Below are 23,035 nucleotides of genomic sequence, written 5' to 3' on the forward strand. Positions count from 1 at the left end.
GTGTCATCGGCGGTAAGATCGGATGGTGCAGCTCCGATACAACGTTCGCCTCTACCCGACCGCCGGTCAGCGTCAAGCGCTGGCCAGGGCGTTCGGGTGCGCGCGGACGGTGTTCAACGACGGGCTGCGCATGCGGCGGGAGGCTCGCGAGAACGGGCAGCCGTACATCTCGGATGGGGACCTGTCCAAGCAGGTGATCACGCAGGCGAAGAAGACGCCGGAACGGGCATGGCTGGGCGAGGTGTCCGCCGTGGTGCTGCAGCAGGCGCTCGCCGACCTGAACCTCGCCTATCGCCACTTCTTCGCCTCGATCGCCGGGAAGCGGAAGGGCCCGAAGATCGCGCCGCCCCGGTTCCGGTCGCGCAAGGACAACCGGCAAGCGGTCCGGTTCACCAAGAATGCCCGGTTCGCGATCACCCCTGGCGGAAAGCTGCGCCTGCCGAAGATCGGCGACGTGCCGGTTCGCCGGTCCCGGGACCTGCCCGCCGAGCCGTCATCAGTGACGGTGATCAAGGACGCGGCCGGGCGGTACTTCGCCTCATTCGTGGTGGAGACGGCCGACAGGTCGCTGCCCGAAGTGGCGCCCGAGGTGGGCATCGACCTGGGTCTCACGCATTTCGCGGTCTTGTCGGACGGCCGCAAGATCGCCAACCCGCGCATCCTGCGGCGCGCGGCGAAGAAGCTTCGCAAGGCGCAGCGAGCGCTGAGCAGAAAAGAGAAGGGCTCTGTGAACCGGGCCAAGGCCAAGGCCAAGGTCGCCAAGGCTCACGCCCGGGTGGCCGACACGCGCCGGGACTTCGCGCACAAGCTCTCCACCCAGATCATCCGCGACAACCAAGCGGTGTATGTGGAGGACCTTGCCGTGAAGGGTATGGCGCGCACGAAGCTGGCCACGTCGGTGCACGATGCGGGCTGGTCCCGGTTCGTGAACATGCTGGAGTACAAGGCGAAGCGGTACGGCCGCACCTTCGCCAGGATCGACCGGTTCTTCCCGTCGAGCAAGCTGTGCTCGACGTGCGGAGCCTTGCAAGACGAGATGCCGTTGAACATCCGGTCGTGGACCTGCCCATGCGGGGCGGTCCACGACAGGGACGTCAACGCGGCGATCAACATCCTCGCCGCCGGACGGGCGGAGAGGCTGAACGCCTGCGGAGGGACCGTGAGACCCGCCGCCTAGCGGAGGGCAGGACCCAGAGAAACAGGAAGCCATCAGAAGTGCCGCACACGCGGCGCAGGCTGAATCCCCAGCCTCCAGGCTGGGGAGCGCGTCAATGCCAGACGGCGGTGTACTTGCCGTTCTCGGCGTTGACCTGCACGGGGTGAAGGCCCTTGGCCTTGAGGTCGTCGACCCGCTTCTGGTAGCCGGCGGCGTTCATGTCCACGAAGTGAGCCCAGGACCTCAGCCCGTCCTTGCGCCACACCGCGCTGTAGGTGCCGTCGGGCGCCACGGCCACCTTGACCGGCCGGAAGCCCTTCTGCCGCTTGGCGTTGTACTCGGCCTGGTGCTGCTGCCTGCTTTTGCCGTACGTGTAGTACCAGGCGCCGCCCGAGTCGGCGCTCCAGACTCCGACGTAGCGGATGTCGCCGGGGGTGCCGTAGGCGTCCACCGAGCTGAGCGCCAGGCCGTTGGCGGCGGCCCGCTTGTTCTCGGCGCCGAACTGGGCGGGCGTCAGCCCGAACTTGGAGACGAACGCGCCCTTCTTCCGCTCGAAGATGGCGGCGAACACCGGCGAGTCGGCCGGCCCGGTGGCCGAGACGCTGGTCGGCTGCGCGTCCTCCTTGACCGCGGCGGCGAAGCGCTTCTTGAACCCACTGGCCGACATGCCCTGCCAGATGCCCCAGTCGTTGGGCGCCCCGCCCTTGAGCCAGACGGCGGCGTACCGCTCCCCGTCCGAAACGTTTACCGTGATCGGCCGGTAGCCCTGGTTCTTGAGCTGCGTCACCCGGCTCACGCTCTGACCGGCGCTGAGCCCGTGGTAGGCGGCCCAGGCCGGCGCGGCCTGCGCGACGGCGGCCGGCGCCGCCGTCCCGGCGGTCGCCGCCGCTCCGGCGAGCACGGAGGTGATGATCGCGATCTTTTTAGAGGTCCTCATGACCCTCCCATGACGAATTCTTGACCCGGTCAGTGATGAGGACCGACCCTAACAGCCATCGTCAACCCCCCGCAGACCCGCTCCACGCCGCCCAGGCCGCGTCCGGCGACGGGAACGAGGTTCGGCCTGGACATCCGTCGCCGCAGCGCCCACGATGGGGCCAGTCGAGCGTTCCTCATGGAGGACCCATGAAGGCTCACCAGCGCGGCCCTGTCCGCCGCGTGGCCGCGTCCACCGCGGTCATCCTGGCCACCCTCGTCCTGACCTCCGCGCCGGCCGCCCAGGCCGAGCAGGTGGGCGGCGGCACGGAGACGGACTCCACGGTCGTGCGGACGCCGCAGTTCGCCGAGTGCGACTACGCCCACACCGACGTCTGACCGGCCCCTCTGCGGGCGGTCACCCTGACGAGCGGGGCGTGAAGGACAGCAGGGCGATCACTCGTCGGCCGTCGTGACGCGGAGGGCCTGGTGGGCGGCTTCGGGGTGGCCGGACGCGCGTACCCGTCGCACCAGCTCCCGCCACGGCGCCGCCCAGCCCGAACGGGGCCCGCACGACGCGGCCAGCGCCGTGGCCAGCAGCGCGCCCTTCTCCCCCTGCCCGGCCAGCCACTCCGCCTGCGGCAGCACCCGCTCCATCGGCACGTCCTCGGCCGACCCGGCCAGGAATTCGCCGGTCCCGACGGCGGACAGCACCCCGGGAACCGTCGCCACCAGCCGCTCCAGCGCCGGTCGCGGGGCGTCCCAGTCGACCGTGCCGGCCAGGAGCTCGGCCGCCAGGCCCGGAGGGAGGTCGTCGGGCAGGCCGGGCACGATCGGCTCACCCTCCGCCTGATGCCACCGGCGCAGGACCTCGACGACGTCAGCCAGCCGCTGGGCGGCCGGGCGGTCGCGGGCGGCCCCCGCGTCGGGTTCGGCCGGGGCGGCGGCGAGCGCGCGTACCGTCCGCCGCAGCACCTCGGGCTCGTACCCCGAGCACGCGCCCGTGACCAGCCCGCGTACGGCGGCCCGCCAGCTCGCGCCGTCGTCGAGATCGCGGGCGACCTCGGCCAGCCGCTCCATGGCCCCCGGCGCGTGGGCGATCCAGCGCGGCAGCGCCGCGACGGCGGGCAGCCGGACCGTGCGCTCCTCCGCGAGCGTGGCGGCGATGATCAGCTCCCCGAGCGCGGCCCGCCACCGGCTCGGCACGTCCAGCGGCTGCGCACCGAGCACGGGAGCAACCAGGTCAGCCACCGCATCCCCGGCCCCATCGCCCCGCGCCATGGCGACCGCCTCCGTGAGGAGGTCCCATGCGCCCGGTTCGTCGAGCAGGCCGAGGACCGCAGAGACGATCGCCACCCGCACGTCCTTGTGCTGCCCCTCGGCCTCCCACAGGCCCCGCAGCCGCGCCATCGCCCCGGGCGCGTGGTGCCCGGCCAGCAGCCGTACCGCCTCCTTGCGGGCGGTGATCTTGCCCTCGGCCAGGACCGGCTCCAGCGCCGCCGGCAGCTCGGCCGGCCGGACGAACCGCGCCGCCCGCGCCGCCGCCGACACGGCCACGTGGGCGTCGTCCGAGCCCGCGAACGACAGCAGCTCGGCCAGCACCTCCTGCGGGCGCGCCGTCCAGGGCAGCGTCGTCAGCATCGCCCGCCGCAGCAGCACCTCCGACTCCAGGTGCCGCAGCCGGCCGGCCTCGATCGCCGGGACCTCGCCCAGCATCCGCACCGCCTGCGCCCGTTCGTGCAGGGGCAGCGACGTGTTCCACACGACCCGTTCCAGCAGTTCCGCGTACGCCTCCCGCTGCCGCCCCGTCCACCGCCGGACGAGCTGGCGCGGAACGTACCGGACCCGCCGCACGCCGCTCTGGGCGAAGCGCCCCTTGCGGGCCCGCCGGCCCAGGAAGTACTCCAGCAGGTCCGTACGCCGCGCCGCCAGCTCGTTGAACACGGAGCCGAGCATCACCACGGAGGGATCGGCCGCCAGCAGCGCCTCGACCCGCTCACCCCTGGTGCGCGGCGGCGCCAGCCAGAAGTCGACGGCCCTGATCGCGTCGGACTCGCCGGTGGCCGTCAGCGCGCGTTCCAGCGCCCGCTGCAGCTCGGGCAGGTCGTGGCCGCGCCGGTCGAGGGCCTCGGCGAGCAGGAAGGCCAGCTGGTGCCGGTCGTGGCGGGCCTCCGCCTCCAGGTAGGGGGCGAGCCGGCGTACCAGTTCGGCCTCCTGGCCCCGCCTGAGCACCCGCGACAGCCGGTGCACCGAGACCGTGCCCACGGAGCCGGCCAGCCGTTCGAGGACCCGCAGCCCGTACTCCAGCATGGCGGGCTCGTCCTGCCGCGCGCCCTCCTCGAAGATCGCGGCCGCCAGGCGGGAGAGGTCGCGCCGGGTCTGGTAGGAGCAGTCGCGGGCGTTGACCGCGTCCTCCACGAACCGGTCCAGCACGGGCACGTGCCCGGCCGTCCACAGCCGCGGCGGGATGCCGGTCAGCGCCTGGACGGCGGCCTGGCGTACCGGGTCCTGCTCGTTGCGCAGCCGTCCGAGCGCGGCCAGCATCCGGCTGACGACCTCGGGGTCGCGGGCGCGCCCCGCGCAGGCGATCAGGCTCCGGTAGCCGTCGGCGCGGTCGAGCGCGTCGGAGCGGCGGGTGGCGGCCCGCAGCACGGGCTCGGCCTCGTCGTACGGGAGGAAGGCGGTGATCCACCGGGCCTGCCGCGGGTCCTCGGCGACGGAGCGCAGCGCCAGCATGCGTCGCGCCTCCGCGACCCGGCGGCGCAGCGGCAGGACGCTCAGCAGGTACGGCGAGTAGGTCGCCTGGGACTGGTCGACGTCCGCCATCACCTCGGTGAACAGCGCGTCCCTGCGCGCGGGCGGCACCGAGCGCAGCAGGTCGACCAGCGACTCCTCGACGTCGCGCACCGCCCGCCCCACCTCGGCCAGCCGGTCGTCGGGAAGCTCGGCCAGCCGCCGGCGCACGGCCCTGCGCCGCAGCAGCCGGGTGAGCTGGTGGCGCTGCCCGGCGCCCAGGTAGAGGGCCAGCGTACGGACGGGGTCGGCGTCCAGCAGCCGGCCCGCGCAGTGCCAGCTCCGGTTGGCCGGATAGCGCTCCAGCAGGTCGATCACCCGCTCGGGTGCGTGCGTGGCGGCCACCTCGATGCCCGAGGCCGTCGCCGTCCACCACGCCTCGCGCAGGGGGCGGGGCAGCTCGGCCAGCACCGACTCGGCGTGGTCGAGCACCGCGTGCGGATGCCGCCTGGCCAGGGCACCCCAGTTGGGCACCGCGTGCGCCAGGTCGCGAAGCCTGGCCGCGACCGCCTCGGCGGAGCAGACCACCAGCAGGGCCGCGGCCTCGCGGTCGCCCCAGCGCCCGCGTACCTCGTCGACCAGCCGCTCGGCCAGGTCGCTCCTGCGGTCGCGCCGGACGGCCCGGTAGACGGCCGCGCGATGGGCTGCGGGGGCGTCGCGGACGATCTCCATGACGGCGTCGTCGGGGATGCCCAGCCTGATGGCGTGGCCGATCGCGTACCGGGATATGTCAGCATCCGGGTCGGCGGTGGCGCGGGTGAGGTGCGGAAGATGCCCGGTCATGACGGCCAGCTGCGCCGCGAGCAGCCGTTCGTACGGGCCGCGCTCCGACAGGGCCGTGAGCAGGGCCTGGAGCGCGTCCGGCCGGCCCGCCAGCTCCCTGCCGCGCTCGGCCAGGCGGTGGCACCGCTGTCCGTGGGACAGGGGTTCCACCTCGTTGAGCAGTTCGTCCGGGGAGAGGTAATCGGGCCGCATAACTGCCTCATTATGGTCCTCTACCATCGAACAAGCGCGTGCTTTTCCGCCGCCCTGCCCGGACCTGCAAACGGCCGCCCACGCTCACTTCACGTCGTCGTGACCGCTCCGGCGACCAGCTCCATCTCGAAGCCGTCCGTGTTCTCCAGGTAGGCGGCATAGTGTTCCGTCCCGCCGGCGTGCGGGTGGCGGTCGGGGAACAGCAGCGTCCAGCCGTACGCCGTCGCGCGCTCCGCCAGCGCGTCCACCCGCGCGCGGTCGCCGGCGTGGAAGGCGAGATGGTTCAGCCCAGGGCGGAGGCGGTCGTGCCCCCCGGCGCTGAGCGCGGGCGACTGCTCGAACACCAGGTACGTCGCCCCGAGCCGCCAGCTGCGACCGGCCTCCCACTCCTGGTACGGCTCATAGCCGAGCTCCTCCAGCAGCCACCCCCAGGCGGCGACGGCCCGGGGCAGGTCGGGCACCCAGATCTCGACATGGTGCAGCGCACCGACAGCGGTATCTCCGGTCATGCCCCCGATTGTCCCGCGCCCTGGGAACCCCCCGTGCTTGACCTCAAGTTCAGTTGAGTTCCTAACGTCGCTGGTGACGAAAGGAGCAGGACGATGACGACACTGGTGACGGGTGCCACGGGGAACACCGGCAGGCACGTCGTGGCGGAGCTGGTCCGCCGGGGAGAGCACGTACGGGCGCTGACCCGCGATCCGGCCAGGGCGAGCTTCCCCGACGGGGTGGAGGTGATCGCCGGCACGCACACCGCGCCGGCGGAGCTGGGCGCCGCCCTCGACGGCGTCAGCCGGTTGCACGTCACGGTGACGGCGGGCCTCGCCGAGGCCGCGCCCGAGCTGATCCGGCGGGCGGTCGACGCCGGCGTGGACCGGATCACCGTGGTGTGGGGCGGTTACGTGGGCCCCGCCGAGCAGGCCGTGGCCGAGTCGGGCGTGCGATGGACCCGCCTCGAACCGCAGGAGTTCATGTCGAACGCCCTGACCTGGGCCGACTCGATCCGCGCCGAGGGAGTCGTCCGCGAGCCGTACGACCATCCCGGCGCGCTCGTCCACGAGGCCGACATCGGCGCGGTGGCGGCCGTCGCGCTGCTCGACGACGGCCACGCGGGCCGCGCCTACAACCTCACCGGCCCCGAGGCGTTGAGCACGAGCGAACGGGTCGCGATCCTGGGGCGGGCCATCGGCCGCGACCTGGCGTTCGTGCCCATCACGCCCGAGCGGGCGGTGAACCGGCTGGTGGCCGGCGGCGTGTCGCGGGCGGACGCCGAGTACGTGATCGGCTGGCACGCCGCCGCGAGCGAGGAGTCCAAGACCGTCGTGGACACCGTCGAGCGGGTGACCGGCCGGCCGGCACGCACGTTCACCCAGTGGGCCGCCGAACACGCCGCACGTTTCACCGCGTAGCGACCTTGCTGGACGTCGTCGCGGGTGCGCCCCGGCTCTGGTCCGGACCCACCCGCTTCACCAGCGTGAAAGGGCGCGAGGGCTGGTCAGGAGCAGGAGAAGCCGTCCGGCGCGTCCCGGCAGAAATCCCTGAACCGGGTCAGCCATTGGGCCGTGGCCGAGTAGTTGCGGCCGAGGTCGTCGCGGTGGAATTCGAAGGTGTCGGGTTCCGTGGTGACCGTTCCGTCGAGCAGCACCCGCCCCTCACCGGGCACGGCCGGCAGGTAGCCGTCCAGAAAGACGGCGATCCGCCGGGCGTCCGCCCCGCTCAGCTCCACCAGGATGTTGTAGCCGAGCAGCTCCAGCGTCTCCTCGTCCAGTACGCGGGCCTGTTCCAGCAGCTCCAGGGTCGGCCGCCAGTTCCAGGCGTTGACCCTCAGCGACCTGCCGTCGGGCGTTTCGAGGGTCCATGACACGAATCCCACCGTATCGGGGACCCGGCGACGGCACCGGTACGACGGCGGATCCGTTCCCGATCGGACCCTTGACCTTGCCCCTGGGGCAAGCCTCGACGATGCTCCACATGAACACCAACGCGCTCCACACCGTCGAGACCCACTTCCGCGAGCAGATCGCCACCGCCTGCGAGTCCGGCGAGGTGCCCGGCTTCGTGGCCGGCGTCCACCACGCCGGCGAACAGATCATCGTCGCCCACGGCACCGCCAACCTCACCACCGGCGCACCCATGCTGGAGCACACCGGCTTCCTCTTCGGCTCGGTCACCAAGGTCCTCACCACCACACTGGTCCTGCAGCAGGTCGAGCGCGGGCGGCTGAACCTCGACACGCCGGTGGTCGCCTATCTGCCCGAGTTCTCCCTGACCGTGCCGGGCGCGGCGGACAAGATCCTGGTCCGGCACCTGCTCTCGCACACCAACGGCATCGACGCGGACCTGTACTTCCCCGACGCCAAGGGCCGCGACGCGCTGAAGACGTACGTGGACGGCCTGGCCGGCGGTTGCGGCACTCTGTTCGAGCCGGGCGAGCAGCTCAGCTACTCCAACGGCGGCATGATCCTCGCCGGCCGCCTGCTGGAGGTGGTGACCGGCCTGCCCTTCGCCGACCTGCTCGCACGCGACGTCTACACGCCCGTGGGCATGACGGACTCCAGCACGTCGGCCGAGCAAACCATCCTGCGCAGCACGGCCGTCGGCCACTTCCCCGACCCCGAGACCATGCTGCTGCGGCCGACGACCATGTTCACGCTGCCCGAGACCTGGGGTCCGGCCGGCGGCACCCCGATCGGCACCGTCGCCGACCTGCTCGCCTTCGGCCGCACCCACCTCGCGGGCGGCGTCTCCCCATCGGGTGCGCGCGTCCTGTCCGCCGAGTCGGCCGCGCTGATGCAGCGGGTCTCGTACGACATGGACAGCCCGAACGTGCCGCCGATAGGAATGGGCTGGGTGCTCTACCCCTTCGGCGACACGACGGTGCTGGCCATGTCCGGCGCGTCACCCGGCGGGGTGTCCCTCCTGTGCGTCGTGCCCGAGCACGACCTCGTCTTCACCGCCTTCGGCAACACCCCGGGAGCGCTCATGGTGCAGGACCGGCTGCTGCGGTGGCTGCTGACCGACCATCTCGGCGTCGCGCTGCCCCCGCTGATCACCGGCGTGCGCGAGGACGTCGACCTGACTCCGTACGTGGGCACGTACCGCTCCGACCAGCTCCGCATCGACGTCAGCATCGTGGACGGCCGACTGGAGGAGCGGACGACCTACGAACCGGCGGACGAGTCGCAGGAGCGGATCTTCACCGCGTTCGCCGGCGGCACGACCTCCGCACCGCCGCAGCGCTACGTCCCGATCCGTCCCGGCCTGTTCGCACCGGAGGGGTACCCGATCGAGGTGTTCGACGGCTACCTGAGGCTGCTGCTCGTCTCGTACCACGACATCAACGACGGCCGGGCCCGCTTCCGCAACGCCGGCGGCCGCCTCACCCGCCGCACCTGACCCACCCGCCTCGTTCAGAGCCGGCCTGATGAATGGAAGGATGCCCGGCATGTTCACGATCGGCCAGTTGGCGAACTACGCCGGGGTGACCACCAAGGCCATCCGTCACTATCACGAGCGCGGCCTGCTCATCGAGCCCGGCCGCGACTCCTCCGGCTACCGGCGCTACACCGCCAAGGACGCCATCGACCTCGTCAAGATCAGAACCCTGGCCCACGCGGGCGTGCCGCTGGCCCGCATCAAGAACCTCCTCGACGCCGACCCGGACGCGCTCGCCGCGGCCGTCACCGAGATCGACCTGACCCTCCAGGACCGCATCGCCCAACTGGAGCGCCTGCGCGACCAGCTCGCCCAGCTCCAGGGCGGCGACCGGCTCTACGTCTCCCCCGAGGTCGCCGACCACCTCGACGCCCTGCGCGACATCGGCGTCAGCGAGCGCCAGATCCAGCTCGAACGCGACGGCTGGATCCTCATGCAGACGGCCTCACCCGAGGACGCCGCCGTGTGGCTCGCCGAGAAGCACGAGCTCATCGCCGACCCCGAGTTCCGCGCCCTCTACCTCGACCACGACACCGCCTACCACTGGTCCCCGGACGACCCCCGGCTCCCTGGGCTCGCGGACCGTACCCGCGAGTGGTTCGCCCGCCACCACAGCCGCTCCGAGACCCGCCCCGTGCAGAACCCGGCCGTCGCCCGGCTCGCCCAGCAATCGCAGCCCGAAGCCTCCTCCCCGGCCTGGGACCGCCTGGCCCAGCTCGTGGGGAAGGAGTAGGCGGCCGGTCGGGATCCAGGGGCGCACGTTCGTTCTTCCTTCACGTCCCAGACCGCTTCGCTATGACGGGATCTCGCGCGCTCGCCGACCTGAACGCACGGGCCCTCCCTCCTCGTACCGCGAGTGTCACCCCCTCCCTGGTACGAGAGGACCACCATGCGACGACCACGGTTACGTCGGGCAGGCCTGCGGGTGTGCCTGGGACTCATCCTGGCCGGCCTCCTCACCACGACCGCGCCCCCACCCATGTCGGCGGCGGGCTCGAACGTCAGAGCCACCACCGTCGCGCACACGACCGCCACCGCCTACAGCGGGATCACCTCCGCCGGCGACCGGCGCCAGAGCGTCCTCATCTTCGCCGTCCCCCTGCTGGCGATCGGCGGGGCGGAGCTGATGACCGCCCTGATCTTCAGCGTCGCCACGGTGGTGACCGTCACAACGACGCAACAGGCGATCAACTACTGCAAGAGACACGGCTGCAGCGTCAACCTGACCAAGGCCAGGACCGCGGTCCAGCGCCCCGACTCCAATTCCAACAAGGCCAGGAAGGATCGCAATCTGTACATCGGATACGAGATCTTCTACGGCCGTAAGACCTACAAGTACGGCATCAGCCTCGCCTCCCGGGGCGTGGTCCGCCCGCAGGAACAGCTGAGAGCGTGCAATTTCTACTTCGGCGTCCTGGGTGGCTGCACCTATAAGATCATCACCCGTAAAGTGGGCTATCTCAATGCACGCTGGTGGGAGCACGGCAGGATCACCGCCTATTTCATCATGCACGGCCACTGCCCTCCCGGACAGCTGAAAAGCTGTAAATAGCAGGGTCCCTCGCCGACAAGGAGGTGAGACGCTGCGACCGGCGTCTCACCTCCTCCTCCGCACTCGCATGGAAGGCTCCGCCGATGACCGAAGAGACCTTCTGGAAGCTGATCGACGAGCTCGACGGAGTGATCGACGACGACGGCGTCGATTCCCTCGGCGAGCGGCTGTCATCGCTCTCCCCGCAAGACGTGGAGTCCTTCTCCGTCTGGCTCGCCGCCAAAGTGCACGCACTCGCCGAACTGCCTCTGGCCGGCTCCGCCGTCCCCGACGTCACCGACGCCGGCCAGGCACCCCCGCCCCTGTCGGGCGACGCCCACGAGAACCTGCTCTACGCGATCGTCGCCGCGGGCAGAACGCGCTACGACAACGTCATCGCCACTCCCTCGGCGGTCGAAGAATCGGAATGGGACGCGGGCGAAGCCGAACTCCTCATCGATCTGGCGGCCACGACCCTGTGGGAGTCCGCCGGCCTGGACTGGTACGACGAGATCGACCCGCTGAGAGCGCCTTCTCCGCACGACGAGGGCTGGTGGGAGACCTTTCGGGGATCGGCTTGGAAATCCATCCCGGCGGCCTACCTCAGCGCAGCCCGCGAACTCGACCAGAAACTCAACCGTTCCGCGGAATGGCTCGCGTGGTGGCGGCAGACGTCACTCCGCAAGATCAAGGTCGGCATCACCGTCAACGCCGACAACGATCATCATCTGATCGAACGCGGGCGGAACATCGCCAGAGCGCAGTTCACCATGGACCGATCACACCTCACCGACCGCACTCCGAACGCACTGAGCGACCTCGTCTCGGAGGAAATCACCCGCATCACCGCCGCCATAGCCACCGAATTCCAGATGACACCTCCCCCCGCACTCCCGTGACCACCGGCCTCCCCTGATCAGCCGCATTCCGCCGGGGTCTGACCCCACGAGGACCAATAGGCTCCTGGTGGCCAGATGTGCCGGTTGAACGGTCTTTGACGGTTCGGATCATGTGTGGAGGGATCTCGGTGATGATGATCAGCCAGCTCGTGATCGCCGGGCTGTTGTTCCCGCACCCGTCCGTACAGGCACAGCCGCCTCTGCTCCACGTGATGACGTGGAACGTCTGTGCGGGCACCAACGCCGGGTGCGCGCTCTTTCGCCGCTCGAACGCCGAGCTGGCCTGGCACGTGGCAGTGCTGGCGACCAGGGCGGACGTGGTCTTCCTTCAGGAGTTCTGCACGGGCGCCGACGCCGACCTGGAACATGAGCTCGAACGCCGTTCCGGCCGGAATTGGAGCGTCCGGTCAGCCGGGCTGATGTACTCGGACGGTTCCCCGTACCAGTGCCTGCCCGACAGAAACGGCAGGCCGCGGGGGGTGCTGAGCGTCACCCTGGCCGTGGCCGGAGCGGACACCGGCCTCGTCGTGCACGCGCTGACCTCGCCGCCGTGGGGAGCCCGCAGGTACGCCGTCTGCACGGCCGACCGGGCGTTCTGCACCGCGCACTTCTCCTCGGGATCGAGCTACGACGACAGGCAGAAGGGCAGGCCCTACCGGCACATCCAGTTGCGCGAGCTGTTCAAGCTCGGCCGGGGTGTGATCGGCGGCGACCTCAACCTTGTGCCGCGCGACGCCGCCGCGGCCTACAAGGGCCGCGACGAATGTGACCCGCGGCGGCGCTGGACCTACGTGACCCGCAAGCGGAAGATTGATTACGTGTTCGCCGGCGAGGGCCGCGTACGGAAATGCTTCGTCGATTACGCCCGGAGCACGTGGTCTGATCACGTCCCGCTGCACGCCTGGGTGAAAGCAGGCTCAACGCCGCCCGCACCACGTTGAGCCGGCCAGCTGTCCTGCCTTGTCCGTCTGGAGAGGCGATGACCTGGATGTTCATCCCATGCATCCGGTGCTTGGCCGAGTAGTACGGCCGGCCGGACGGCCACACCGACATAGCCGCCGTCTCCAACGACACGATGCACCTCTGGAACGGCAAGGGCGGCAACAGGTTCGAGAGCCGGAAGGCACTCGACCCGGGCTGGACACCGTACTTCTGAACCTCTGAACTTCTGAACCGGACAATGGCCCCCGTCGGCGCTTCGCCGCCGGGGGCAGCCACCAGTCGATCATCATCACTACACTTCTCCGATGGATCTTCTCCGGGAGAAGACGGCATGACCCAGGAGCAGAAGCCCGAAGCCCACACGTCATCCCCGAAAGCGGCGCTGCTGCGTTTCAGCGCCGTTCTGACGGCGTCCGGGCCGGTGATCCTGACCGCTTTCGGCATCGGCAGGCAGACCTTCGCCTGGTTCTGCGCTCCCCTGCCCCCCGCTCCCTCTCCCCCGGCGGATGAGTTCGAGGATCCGCACTCACTGGCGGGCCTCTACGGGCTCGGTTTGTACGCGCCGGACGACCTGCCGACCGAACTCCTGTTCTGGGGCGTTCTCCTGCTGCCGATCATCGTGGCCGGCCTGGTCATGAACGGCTCCCGCCGAGCCACCCGCACAGCCGTCGCCACCATCGCGACGCTGCTCGCGTACGGGCTCGTCATCGCCTTCCTCTCACCGGGCCCCGACCCGTGGACCAGCCGCCCGCATGCCGTCACCCCGCCCTGGCTCCTGATCACCTGCTACCCGCTGTCCGCCGCAGCCCTGCTCCTGACCGCCCGATCACCTCGCCCCCACGGGAGGTACGGCCTGATCCTGTGGGCGGTCGCCGCCCTCGCAGCGGGGTGGGCGGCGATGTTCGACCGCCCTCCGTTCATGTACGGGACGCGCATCAGCACCTTCGTCTACCTGGCCGAGGCGTCCCCCTGGGACGGCCTCGCGTCGTGGTTCGGCGACGCGTACAAGATCGGCCTCCCCCTCGTCCTCGTCGCCCTCGCCGCCGCCGCCACGGCCACCGCCCCCACACGCTGGAGCCGCACCGCCGGCATCACGTCCGCCGCGGCCCTTCTCCTGTTCGTCCTCGTCGGCATCGCGTCGTACGCCGGCCGCGACGCGGACGTCCTCGAACTGCTCCTCACGCGTTCAACGTCCTGGCGCCTGTTCCTCGCCGCCGCACTGGTCGCATCGGCCGCCTGGCACCCGCAACCACGCTTCTCCTGGACCGGCACCGTCCACGTGACCAGAAGCCTGCTGCGCGGACAGCTCGAAAACGTGATCCCCACCCGAACAAGAAACGCGCTCATCGCCTTGCTGATCGCGGCCGGCGCCTTATGGCTGATCGTCTCCTCCTTCACCTCAACCCGCTGAAAAGAGAAGCGCCGATGCCCCGCTGAAAACCACCATGTAAAGATCACCGACCGCATGCCACACTCATCGAGTACGGCGTTCCGACTCACCACCCGAAACCGTTCGTGTGCAGGAAGGGCGGAGATGCCGCATTGGCTCAGAGTCGCGATCGCGGCGGTGGTCCCGTCCACGGCGGGAGTGCTGGCCTGGTGGATCTGCGTGGCGCGCGGGCTCGCCTTGGACACCACGAGCATCGTCGTGGGGCTGGTCGTCCTTCTCCCGGGAACTCCGCTCGCCATCTGGGCCGGGCAGTCGAAGCCGGGCACCGGCCCGGCGCCCGTTCCTGATGATGACCGACGCTCAGCCCCTGCGGTGATCGGTGAGGTTCCCCGCGAGCCGAAGGCCTTCCAGCCGCGTCCGGACCTGAGCGAGCGCATCGACGAGGTGTTCTCCGCGCGTCATGCGGCAGCGGTGTGCGCGCTGGCCGGCGGACGCGGGGTCGGCAAGACACACCTGGCCGCGACCTACGCCCGCTCCTGCATCGACCAGGGCATTCCGGTGGCATGGCTGCACGCGGAGACCGTCGGGCAACTGCAGGGGTCCGTGGATCGGCTGGCCGCCGAACTCCGGATCCGCGGCGACGGCGACGATGCGGCGACCGTGACACGCAAGGTCAGAGCCTGGCTCCAGGAGCGGCGCGAACCGTACCTCGTGGTGATCGACAACGCGACGGACCCCGACCTGCTCGCGTCGCTGCTCCCGTCCCACGGCCGAGCACGCGTACTGATCACCACCAATGACCAGTCCTTCGAACGGCTCGCCACGCTGATCACGGTGGAGCAGTTCTCCGAGGAGGAGGCGGTCGGCTACCTCAGCATGCGGGTGGGCGGCAGCGAGGCCGACGCGTTCCTGCCGCTCGCCCAGGAGCTGGATCGGTTGCCGCTCGCCCTGGCCATCGCCGCCGCCGCGCTGGTCGGCCCTCCCCGCCTGTCCTGTGCGTCCTATCTTGTACGGCTGCGCACCACCCCGGTCGAGACGCTCCTGGCGCGGCCTCGTGGCGAGCCGTACCCCAGAGGAGTCGCGCAGGCGATCATGCGGTCGGTGGGCGAGATCGATCCGGCGTCCGCGCACCTGCTCGGCGAACTGTCGGTGCTGTCGACCTCCGGCGTCGGCCTGGACCTCCTCGGCATGGAGGCACAGACGGCACTGGGCGAGTTGGCCGCTCGGTCGCTGGTGACCTTCAGCCGCGACGACACCACCGTGTCCGTCCACCGTCTGATCCGGCGCGCCGTACGCGAACAGGCCACGCGTGACCGGACGCTTGCCCGGTTGATCGAGACGGCCGCCGAGCGGATGCGCGTGGCCGTCGAGGAGATCACCGAGAAGGACACCTGGCGGAAGTCGCCCACGATCATGGCCGTCGCCGACCACGCGACGGCCCTGTGGGAGGCCGTGGAGCAGTTCGGCGGCGACGAGTCCGCGCACATCCGGCCGGCTGCCGAGATCGTGCTTCGCGTACGGGAGGTGGCGGCCTACCACCTCATCTACCTCAATGACGACATCCGAGCCTTTCCCATCGCTCAAAGTCTCGTCTCAGGGCGCGAGAAGTTCCTGCGAGCCGACCATCCGGACACACTCACCGCCCTCTTCATCCTGGCGCGGTCCCACACAGCGGATCAGGCCCCGCAGGCATGTGAGCTCTTCCAGCACGTCGCGTCCGAACGTGCGCGGGTCCTGGGCGATGACCACCCGGACACCCTGCTGTCCCGCTCCTGGCTGGCGTTCACCCACAACACGGCCGGCCGGCCCGCCGAGGCGCTGGCGCTCCTGGACCAGGTCGTCGCCGACCAGACCCGCGTGCTCGACCCCGGCCATCCGACCCTCCTGCAGGCCCGCTTCTCCCAGGCATACGTGAATGTCGACGCCGGGCAGCCGGACCGGGCGGTCGCCCTGTTCGAGCAACTGGCGGCCGATCAGGAGCGGCTCTTCGGCGCCGACAGTCCTGACACTCTGGTCATCCGCGGCCGGGTGGCCTGGGCACACGCGGCAGCCGGCCACGCGGACGAGGCCGCCCGCCTGTACGAAGTGGTCGCGGCCGCCCAGGAACGGGTGATCGGCGCCGACCACCCCGACACGCTGATCACGCTGCACGGCCTGGCCGCCGCGTACGAGGCCGCGGGACGCTCCGGCGACGCCCTCACCGGTTACGAACGAGTGGCCGCCCGGTTCGAGGCCGTCATGGGCCCTGAGCAGACGCTGACCAAGACCGCGAAAGCCGACCTGGAGCGTGTCCGCCGCAGCCTGCGACTACCTTGACCGACCAGTTCCCCCGCAGCCCACTGCCCGGCCCCCAGAACTCGATGGACTTCCGGAGACCGAGCAGAATGCTGTCACATGGGGAAAGACGAGGTTTCCACATGGGACGGCGTCACGCTGCGGTCGACTTACAGCGACAAGGTGATCGAGGGACGCGACAAACTGGCCGACGCGGCGCGTGACGGGGACTGGTCCATGGTCCTGGATCTCCTCGAAGCGCACCCTGCCTGGATCAACAGCGGCAGAGTCGGCGGCGGTAGCGGGTACGCCCCGTTGCACCAGGTCGCCTGGCGCGGTGCCGACGCCGACATCGCTCACCGGCTGGTCGCGTACGGCGCCTGGCGTACGCTGCGCACGGCTCAAGGAGACCGGGCGGTCGACATCGCCGACCGCCGAGGACACCGTCATCTCCTGGCACCGCTCACGCCGGTCATCCACCACCATCTGCCGGCGGAGACCCTCAGCTCGATTCAACGCCACTTTCACACGCTGATTCACGAACGTGCCGCCGATCTGATCACCGATCAGCAGTTGCGCCTTCCCGAGCTGGAGACGCTCACCGAGCAACAGAACCCGGCCTGCTGGTTCGCCGTCCCCGGCATGTACGGCGGTTTCAGTTATCGGCTGACCGGGGCCGAACTGACCGTGGAAAGCTGGAGCCGCGTCGTCGGAGGTTCAGGCCGGCGACACGTCATCGACGAACACGGCGCACGGCTTGTCGCCGAGGGTTTCGTCTGATCGAAAAAGTCCCGAACCAACAGGCGAGGGGGACAAGCGATGAGCCCAGGACGCGACCGGCGTGAGACCAGGGCGTAAGCGCACCGAAATAGCCGCCCCACAGCGAAAGGCCGCCATCGATGCGCCTCATTCGGTACGGGTCGCCTGACCACTGACGCGTGATGTGCCCACCGCCGACTCCAGGGTAGGGCCGTCATCGCTCAGGCGAGCAACCCAAGTGTTGGGCCCCACGACACCATCGATCAGCAGGCCCCGCCATTCCTGAAAAGCCTCGACCGCCCTGGTCGTGGCACGGCCGAAGATGCCGTCCGCACTCCCCGGCGTGCTCTCCCAGCGGTTCGGCGCATACTCCGTCAGCACGGTTTGCAGACGGCCGACGATGTCGCCTTTTGCGCCCTCGCGTAGCAGAGGCAGGTCCGCTCCGATGGGCAGCGCCTTACGGGTCGCGAATCCATACCGGCCATCGGCCTCCAGCCCATGAGCTTCCTGGAAAGCACGCAACGCACGTTCGGTCGCACGTCCGAAAAGCCCATCGACGGCGATCGGCGATTCGCCGCTCCGGCCGAGAGCCGACTGCAGCCGTCGCACGGCCGCCCCCTGATCACCGAACTGCAGCAGCCGCCGCCGGGGCGAGGAGATCGGCTCGGCAGGGGCCGCCTGACCCAGCTGCCCGCTCTGCAAGAGCCGCAGCATATGAAGATTCAGGAGATAAACCTGATGGCTGAGCTGATCAAGCCGCTGTCCGATCGGCGGAATCCGCACAGCACGCCGGGACCCCGCGCTTGATTCCCGTACGGCCGCGTCCTTCTCTTGCGCCGCTTCACCACCGAGGTCACGCATGAACTGATCCAGCGCCCGCCCGATGGCCGCGTAATCCTCATAAAGCTCCTCAAGTCGCTGCCGCGCGCCAGAACCGAAATACGCCTGCGTGAGCGCCGAACTGCGATTCAAATTGTCGTTCCAGATCAGCAACACTTCCCGATAACGTTCACGCGCCTCGGCCAGCCCATCGCCCGCCCCACCCACCGCCCGCCGCTTGGCCGCCCAGAACACCAGCCGCATGCGGTAAAGCCGCCTGTCGAGCAGACTGCTGACCTCCTCGAAGATCTTGCTCGCCTGCTCGCGTTCCCGTTCATGCTGCTGGGTCTTGTACTGGTGCGCCCAGGCACGCCGCTGGAAGAGGTAACCGAGCATCCCACCCAGCACAGTCGTCAGCACGAAGCCGAGCCCGAGCAGAACCAGCTGATCGCCCACCGCCGTCACCCTCCAGGCACGTTCGCCGGCCTCCGCCGCAGCAGCAGAAGAAACACAGGGAAATCGTTCGGCGAGCTTGAAGCGTTAGAACTTCGCGTGACTACATCAACGCAATAGTGGGGCCACTGACCGTACCGTCTGCCTGGCCTTGGTCGAAGCGCCGCGGGAGTTCGGGCACCAGGCCAGGTACGGCGCTGACGGACAATGCGATGTGGTTCGAGCTTTCACCTTCCTTTGGACAACTCTCGCACTCCATGATCTCCTTCCAGAAAAGTCCAAGCGCAACGAGCCGAGAGACGACCTCACCACCCCATGAATCTCATCACCCTGCCGCAAGCCGCCGCCCACACCGGCCTCTCCCGCTCCGCCCTGAGCACGATCATGAAAGCGGGCCTGCTGCCCATGGTCGTGCGACACGGCCGGACCCGGCTCATCCCCACGGACGTGGCGCAACAACTCAAGGCTCGCCCCGCCGCGGCACTGCATCACCTCCTGCCCACAGCGGCGGGCATCGACACGATGCCGGTGTTACGCGTCGACGTGGCGAAACCCGTCCACGAGGAGGATCGCCCTTTCATCGGTTTTCATGCCGACCTGTCGCCTGAAGACCTGCTGGAGGCGCTGCGTGGCTGGTGGACGGGCAAGCCGGAGAAAATCTCGCAGACAGGCATTCTGCCGGTCACCCTTGGCGGATTCGTCGTCGCCGTACTGACGGGACTGGGCGACTGGGAATCCAAACGCACCGACACCGGCGTGATCCGCCATCGTTTCGACGCGAACCTGGCCGGCTACATCAGCGACCTCGACACGCCCGTCAACCTGATCACCACCGGCACAGCCGACGACCGGCGAATCTCCGAGGTCCTTCTCGGCAAGCACCTCGAATCCAACTCCGGCGGCCCCATCGCCTACGTGAGCGCTCGCCCTGTCCCGCCACCCGAACTTCCGCAAACAGCGGTCCGCTGATCCCCACCGGGCGGGCCGCCCACCAGGTCGCGCGCGAGACGAAGCAGCAATATCAGCCGACAGTGGGACGCAGCGGGGGTTGAGCCGGGATTTGGGGGCCGCGCCCCCAAGAGACATGGCCTGAGCTCTTGAGCGCGAAGCGCCCTCTCTCGCGATAACCGTGCCTCTGGCCCCGAAGCCCCTTGCTGAGTTGTTACTTGAGGAGTTGGCGGGCCATGACCATGCGCTGGATCTGGTTGGTGCCCTCGTAGATCTGGGTGATTTTGGCGTCGCGCATCATGCGTTCCACCGGGAAGTCCTTGGTGTAGCCGTAGCCGCCCAGCAACTGCACCGCGTCCGTGGTGATTTCCATGGCGGCGTCCGAAGCGGCGCACTTCGCGGCGCTGGACAGGAAGGTGAGGTCCTTCTGGGGCTCTCCGTGCATGGCGCGGTCCGACTTCGCCGCCGCGTGGTAGGTGAGCTGGCGGGCCGCTTCGAGCTTCATGGACATGTCGGCGATCATGAACTGGAGGCCCTGGAAGTCGGCTACCGGGCGGCCGAACTGCTTGCGTTCCTTGACGTAGCCGATCGCGAAGTCGAGGGCGCCCTGGGCGATGCCGAGGGCCTGGGCGGCGATCGTGATGCGGGTGTGGTCGAGGGTGGCGAGGGCCGTCTTGAAGCCGCTGCCGGGCGCGCCGATCATGCGGTCGGCCGGGATGCGGACGTTGTCGAGGATGACCTGGCGGGTGGGTGAGCCCTTGATGCCGAGCTTCTTCTCCTTGGGGCCGAACGAGACGCCTTCGTCGGACTTCTCCACCACGAACGCGGAGATGCCGCGCGCGCCGGCCTCCGGGTCCGTCACCGCCATCAGGGTGTAGTACTCGGAGACGCCCGCGTTCGTGATCCACATCTTCACGCCGTTGAGGACGTAGTGGTCGCCGTCGGCCACCGCTCTCGTCTTCATGGCGGCGGCGTCCGAGCCCGCCTCCGGCTCCGACAGCGCGTACGAGAACATCGCCTCCCCGCGTGCCACCGGCGCGAGGTAGCGGGACTTGAGCTCCTCCGACGCCGAGAGCAGGAGGGGGACCGTGCCGAGTTTGTTCACGGCGGGGATGAGGGAGGACGACGCGCAGGCGCGGGCCACCTCCTCGATGACGATGACCGTGGCCAGCGCGTCCGCCCCGGCGCCCCCGTACTGCTCAGGCACGTGTACGGCGTGCATGTCCGCCGCCACGAGCGCCTTGTAGACGTCCCAGGAGAACTCCTCGGTCTCGTCGATCTCGGCGGCGTGCGGCGCGATCTTCTCGTCGGCCAGGGCGCGCACGGTCTCCCTGAGCATGTCGTGCTCTTCGGCGGGCGCATAGAGAGGGAAGCTCATGGCACAGATACTAGGACGTCCGAGCATTTCGTTACCAGCGGGTACGGTTTGCGGAGAATTGCAGGTGGCACGTAGCAGATAGCGAGGGCCGGTAGCCGGTAACATGCCTGCGCGATCGAAAGGAGCCTCCTCGTGCCATATCGCCTCACGGTGATCGGGACCGGATACCTGGGCATCACTCATGCGGCGTGCATGGCTGATCTCGGATTCGACGTCCTGGGCCTCGATATCGACGCCGACAAGATCCGCCGTCTGAACGCGGGCGAGCTTCCCATCCACGAACCGGGCCTCGAATCCGTCCTGCGCCGTGGCCTCGAATCGGGCCGGCTCCGCTTCACCACCTCTTACGAGGAGGTCGCCGCCTTCGGCGACGTGCACTTCGTCTGCGTGGGCACACCGCAGAAACGCGGCGAGTATGCCGCAGACGTGACTTACATGGACAACGCCATCGAGTCCCTCGCCCCGTTCCTCGATCGCGAGTGCCTGGTGGTCGGCAAGTCCACCGTTCCCGTGGGTACGGCCGAGCGGATGGCCGACAAGCTGACCCGGCTCGCCCCGGCGGGCGGGCAGGCCGAGCTGGCCTGGAACCCCGAGTTTCTGCGCGAGGGCTTCGCCGTCCAGGACACGCTCCACCCCGACCGCATCGTGTTCGGCGTACGCAGCGAGCGGGCCGAGAAGATGTTGCGCGAGATCTACGAGCCGCTGGGCGAGGTGCCGATCGTGGTCACCGACTTCGCCACGGCCGAGCTGGTCAAGACGGCCGCCAACGCGTTCCTGGCCACCAAGATCTCCTTCATCAACGCCATGGCCGAGGTCTGCGAGGCCGCGCACGCCGACGTCGAGCTGCTGTCGGAGGCGCTGTCGTACGACGACCGCATCGGCGGCCGCTACCTCAACGCCGGCCTCGGCTTCGGCGGCGGCTGCCTGCCCAAGGACATCAGGGCCTTCATGGCCCGCGCCGGCGAGCTGGGCGCGGACCAGGCGCTGACGTTCCTGCGCGAGGTGGACGCCATCAACATGCGGCGCCGGGCCCGCATGGTGGACCTGGCCAGAGAGCTGGCCGGCGGCTCCTTCCACGGGTGCACGGTGGGCGTGCTGGGCGCGGCGTTCAAGCCGAACTCCGACGACATCCGCGACTCGCCCGCCCTCGACGTCGCCGTGACGATCGGGCATCAGGGCGGACAGGTCACCGTGTACGACCCGATCGCCCTCGACAACGCTCGTAAGGCGCATCCCGAGCTCAACTACGGCGAATCGGCCGTGGAGGCGGTTCGCGGGGCGCACGTGGTGCTGCTGCTCACGGAGTGGCAGGAGTTCGTCCAGCTCGATCCGGTGGAGCTGGGGGCCGTGGTCGCGACCCGGCGCATCGTGGACGGGCGCAACGCGCTCAACTCCGAGATGTGGCGGTCGGCGGGCTGGCACTATCGCGCCCTCGGCCGACCCTGACCCCCTCCGGCTTCCGTGGCTACGGCAGGTGCCGGATCCACTGGGTGAAGAGGGGACGATAGCCGCGTCGCGCCCAGAACGGCGTCGAGAGCGGATTCGGCAGCGCGTGGTGCAGCACCATGGACGTCACGCCCTCGGCCGCCGCGTGATCGTGGGCGGCGTCGGTGAGCGCCACCCCCACGCCGTGCCCGCGGGCCGCCGGTTCGACGTACATGGTGCCCAGGTACGCCACCGGCGCGGCGTTCACCGAGGACGAGATCCAGCGGGTCCTGGTGGGCGGCTGGACGATGACGCAGCCCGCCACCCGGCCGGCCACCTCGGCGAGCCAGCACCACTCCAGCGGCAGCACCTCCTTGGCCACCGACTCCCGCAGCCGCTCCGTGGTGGACGCCCGCGCCGTGACCCAGCCGAACTGGGCGTCGTAGTCGATCAGCCGCCGGTACATGCCGGTCACGACGTCCAGGTCGTCCTGGTTCGCCCGGCGTACGGCGACATCGGGCACGGGAGCGGCCGGCGTGTGCGGCAGGATGCGGCGGGCCGCCACGGCGGCGACGGGCATGAAGCCGCGCAGGACCAGTGCCTTGACGGGGGCGGTGTCTCGGCTGGGCCATGACACGCTCAGCGCCTGCTCGGGGCCGTCGGGGCGGCGGCGGGCGAGCCAGCGGTCGAGCACGGCTCCGAGCGCGGCCTCGGGGTCGGGGCCGGCGACGCGGGCCTGGAGACGGTGGACGACCAGCGGGGACCAGGCGGCCTGCAGGCTGTCGGGGTCGAGCCGGTCCGTCGAGGCGAGCCCGACGGCGTCGCGTACTTCCAGCCACTCGCCCTTGCCGTGGAGCTCGTCCTGGCCGGCGACGAGCGGGTCCGCAGCGCGTACGCGAGCCGCGTGGCCCTTGATCAGGTCGTCCATCCCGGCACCCTAACC

The 23,035-nt window shown here is 69.9% G+C and carries 20 protein-coding genes and 1 pseudogene; 13 read left to right on the forward strand and 8 right to left on the reverse strand.

The features are described 5' to 3' along the window. Positions 1-25 precede the first annotated feature (25 nt). Positions 26-1,177 carry an RNA-guided endonuclease InsQ/TnpB family protein gene (locus OIE67_RS40515; RefSeq protein ID WP_326645634.1) on the forward strand — a complete coding sequence of 384 codons (1,152 nt, stop codon included), beginning with the start codon at positions 26-28 and terminating at the stop codon, positions 1,175-1,177. Positions 1,178-1,268: 91 nt separating this feature from the next. Here the strand turns inward: OIE67_RS40515 and OIE67_RS40520 are convergent, their stop codons facing one another. Then, positions 1,269-2,093 (reverse strand): hypothetical protein, encoded by an 825-nt coding sequence (locus OIE67_RS40520; protein WP_326630457.1) that lies wholly within the window; start codon positions 2,091-2,093, stop codon positions 1,269-1,271. A 188-nt stretch (positions 2,094-2,281) separates the two neighbouring features. Between OIE67_RS40520 and OIE67_RS40525 the strand changes: the two genes are divergently transcribed. Beyond that, positions 2,282-2,470 carry a hypothetical protein gene (locus tag OIE67_RS40525; RefSeq protein ID WP_326630459.1) on the forward strand — a complete coding sequence of 63 codons (189 nt, stop codon included), beginning with the start codon at positions 2,282-2,284 and terminating at the stop codon, positions 2,468-2,470. A gap of 57 nt (positions 2,471-2,527) precedes the next feature. On the opposite strand, the gene OIE67_RS40530 is transcribed toward OIE67_RS40525, so the two are convergent. Next, positions 2,528-5,839 (reverse strand): hypothetical protein, encoded by a 3,312-nt coding sequence (locus OIE67_RS40530; RefSeq protein WP_326630461.1) that lies wholly within the window; start codon positions 5,837-5,839, stop codon positions 2,528-2,530. 89 nt (positions 5,840-5,928) lie between these two features. Beyond that, positions 5,929-6,348, reverse strand: coding sequence for a VOC family protein (locus OIE67_RS40535; RefSeq protein ID WP_326630464.1), 420 nt, complete (start codon positions 6,346-6,348; stop codon positions 5,929-5,931). A gap of 93 nt (positions 6,349-6,441) precedes the next feature. Between OIE67_RS40535 and OIE67_RS40540 the strand changes: the two genes are divergently transcribed. After that, positions 6,442-7,248, forward strand: coding sequence for an NmrA family NAD(P)-binding protein (locus OIE67_RS40540; protein WP_326630466.1), 807 nt, complete (start codon positions 6,442-6,444; stop codon positions 7,246-7,248). A gap of 86 nt (positions 7,249-7,334) precedes the next feature. Here OIE67_RS40540 and OIE67_RS40545 read toward each other — a convergent pair whose 3' ends face one another. Then, positions 7,335-7,703 (reverse strand): hypothetical protein, encoded by a 369-nt coding sequence (locus OIE67_RS40545; RefSeq protein ID WP_146178089.1) that lies wholly within the window; start codon positions 7,701-7,703, stop codon positions 7,335-7,337. A gap of 107 nt (positions 7,704-7,810) precedes the next feature. Between OIE67_RS40545 and OIE67_RS40550 the strand changes: the two genes are divergently transcribed. From OIE67_RS40550 to OIE67_RS40570, 5 genes are all read left to right on the forward strand, one after another. Continuing rightward, on the forward strand, positions 7,811-9,235 hold the full coding sequence (locus OIE67_RS40550; RefSeq protein WP_326630468.1) for a serine hydrolase domain-containing protein: 1,425 nt from the start codon (positions 7,811-7,813) through the stop codon (positions 9,233-9,235). Between the two features lie 49 nt (positions 9,236-9,284). Beyond that, positions 9,285-10,007, forward strand: a complete 723-nt coding sequence (locus tag OIE67_RS40555) for a MerR family transcriptional regulator (protein WP_326630471.1) — start codon at positions 9,285-9,287, stop codon at positions 10,005-10,007. 156 nt (positions 10,008-10,163) lie between these two features. Then, a complete protein-coding gene (locus OIE67_RS40560) occupies positions 10,164-10,826 on the forward strand; it encodes a hypothetical protein (protein WP_326630472.1) in 663 nt (220 codons plus the stop codon). Between the two features lie 83 nt (positions 10,827-10,909). Continuing rightward, the gene (locus OIE67_RS40565; RefSeq protein ID WP_326630474.1) at positions 10,910-11,704 is read left to right on the forward strand and encodes a DUF4240 domain-containing protein; all 795 of its coding nucleotides are present in this window, start codon (positions 10,910-10,912) and stop codon (positions 11,702-11,704) included. Between the two features lie 212 nt (positions 11,705-11,916). After that, positions 11,917-12,645: an endonuclease/exonuclease/phosphatase family protein gene (locus tag OIE67_RS40570; RefSeq protein WP_407674925.1), complete on the forward strand. Its 729-nt coding sequence runs from the start codon at positions 11,917-11,919 to the stop codon at positions 12,643-12,645. Here OIE67_RS40570 and OIE67_RS55660 read toward each other — a convergent pair. Continuing rightward, a pseudogene (locus tag OIE67_RS55660) lies at positions 12,626-12,745 on the reverse strand (IS5/IS1182 family transposase); the annotation flags it as partial. The gene OIE67_RS40570 and the pseudogene OIE67_RS55660 sit on opposite strands and share 20 nt — an antisense overlap. 232 nt (positions 12,746-12,977) lie before the next feature. On the opposite strand from OIE67_RS55660, the gene OIE67_RS40575 reads away from it, so the two are divergent. From OIE67_RS40575 to OIE67_RS40585, 3 genes are all read left to right on the forward strand, one after another. Continuing rightward, entirely contained in the window at positions 12,978-14,057 is a 1,080-nt protein-coding gene (locus OIE67_RS40575; RefSeq protein WP_326630479.1) for a hypothetical protein, read from the forward strand. A gap of 123 nt (positions 14,058-14,180) precedes the next feature. Further along, the gene (locus OIE67_RS40580) at positions 14,181-16,352 is read left to right on the forward strand and encodes a tetratricopeptide repeat protein (RefSeq protein ID WP_326630481.1); all 2,172 of its coding nucleotides are present in this window, start codon (positions 14,181-14,183) and stop codon (positions 16,350-16,352) included. Positions 16,353-16,430: 78 nt separating this feature from the next. After that, positions 16,431-17,090 carry a hypothetical protein gene (locus OIE67_RS40585; protein ID WP_326630483.1) on the forward strand — a complete coding sequence of 220 codons (660 nt, stop codon included), beginning with the start codon at positions 16,431-16,433 and terminating at the stop codon, positions 17,088-17,090. Positions 17,091-17,216: 126 nt separating this feature from the next. Here OIE67_RS40585 and OIE67_RS40590 read toward each other — a convergent pair whose 3' ends face one another. Further along, positions 17,217-18,344: a peptidoglycan-binding domain-containing protein gene (locus OIE67_RS40590; RefSeq protein ID WP_326630485.1), complete on the reverse strand. Its 1,128-nt coding sequence runs from the start codon at positions 18,342-18,344 to the stop codon at positions 17,217-17,219. A 312-nt stretch (positions 18,345-18,656) separates the two neighbouring features. Here OIE67_RS40590 and OIE67_RS40595 point away from each other — a divergent pair, with 312 nt between their 5' ends. Further along, on the forward strand, positions 18,657-19,310 hold the full coding sequence (locus tag OIE67_RS40595; protein ID WP_326630487.1) for a helix-turn-helix transcriptional regulator: 654 nt from the start codon (positions 18,657-18,659) through the stop codon (positions 19,308-19,310). Positions 19,311-19,503: 193 nt separating this feature from the next. On the opposite strand, the gene OIE67_RS40600 is transcribed toward OIE67_RS40595, so the two are convergent. After that, on the reverse strand, positions 19,504-20,667 hold the full coding sequence (locus OIE67_RS40600; RefSeq protein ID WP_326630488.1) for an acyl-CoA dehydrogenase family protein: 1,164 nt from the start codon (positions 20,665-20,667) through the stop codon (positions 19,504-19,506). A gap of 132 nt (positions 20,668-20,799) precedes the next feature. On the opposite strand from OIE67_RS40600, the gene OIE67_RS40605 reads away from it, so the two are divergent. Continuing rightward, entirely contained in the window at positions 20,800-22,113 is a 1,314-nt protein-coding gene (locus tag OIE67_RS40605) for a UDP-glucose dehydrogenase family protein (protein WP_106236555.1), read from the forward strand. Positions 22,114-22,132: 19 nt separating this feature from the next. Here the strand turns inward: OIE67_RS40605 and OIE67_RS40610 are convergent, their stop codons facing one another. Continuing rightward, entirely contained in the window at positions 22,133-23,020 is an 888-nt protein-coding gene (locus OIE67_RS40610) for a GNAT family N-acetyltransferase (protein ID WP_326630491.1), read from the reverse strand. Positions 23,021-23,035: the final 15 nt, after the last annotated feature.

The organism is Nonomuraea fuscirosea (assembly GCF_035917475.1).
GTDB classification, from domain to species: Bacteria; Actinomycetota; Actinomycetes; order Streptosporangiales; family Streptosporangiaceae; genus Nonomuraea; species Nonomuraea fuscirosea.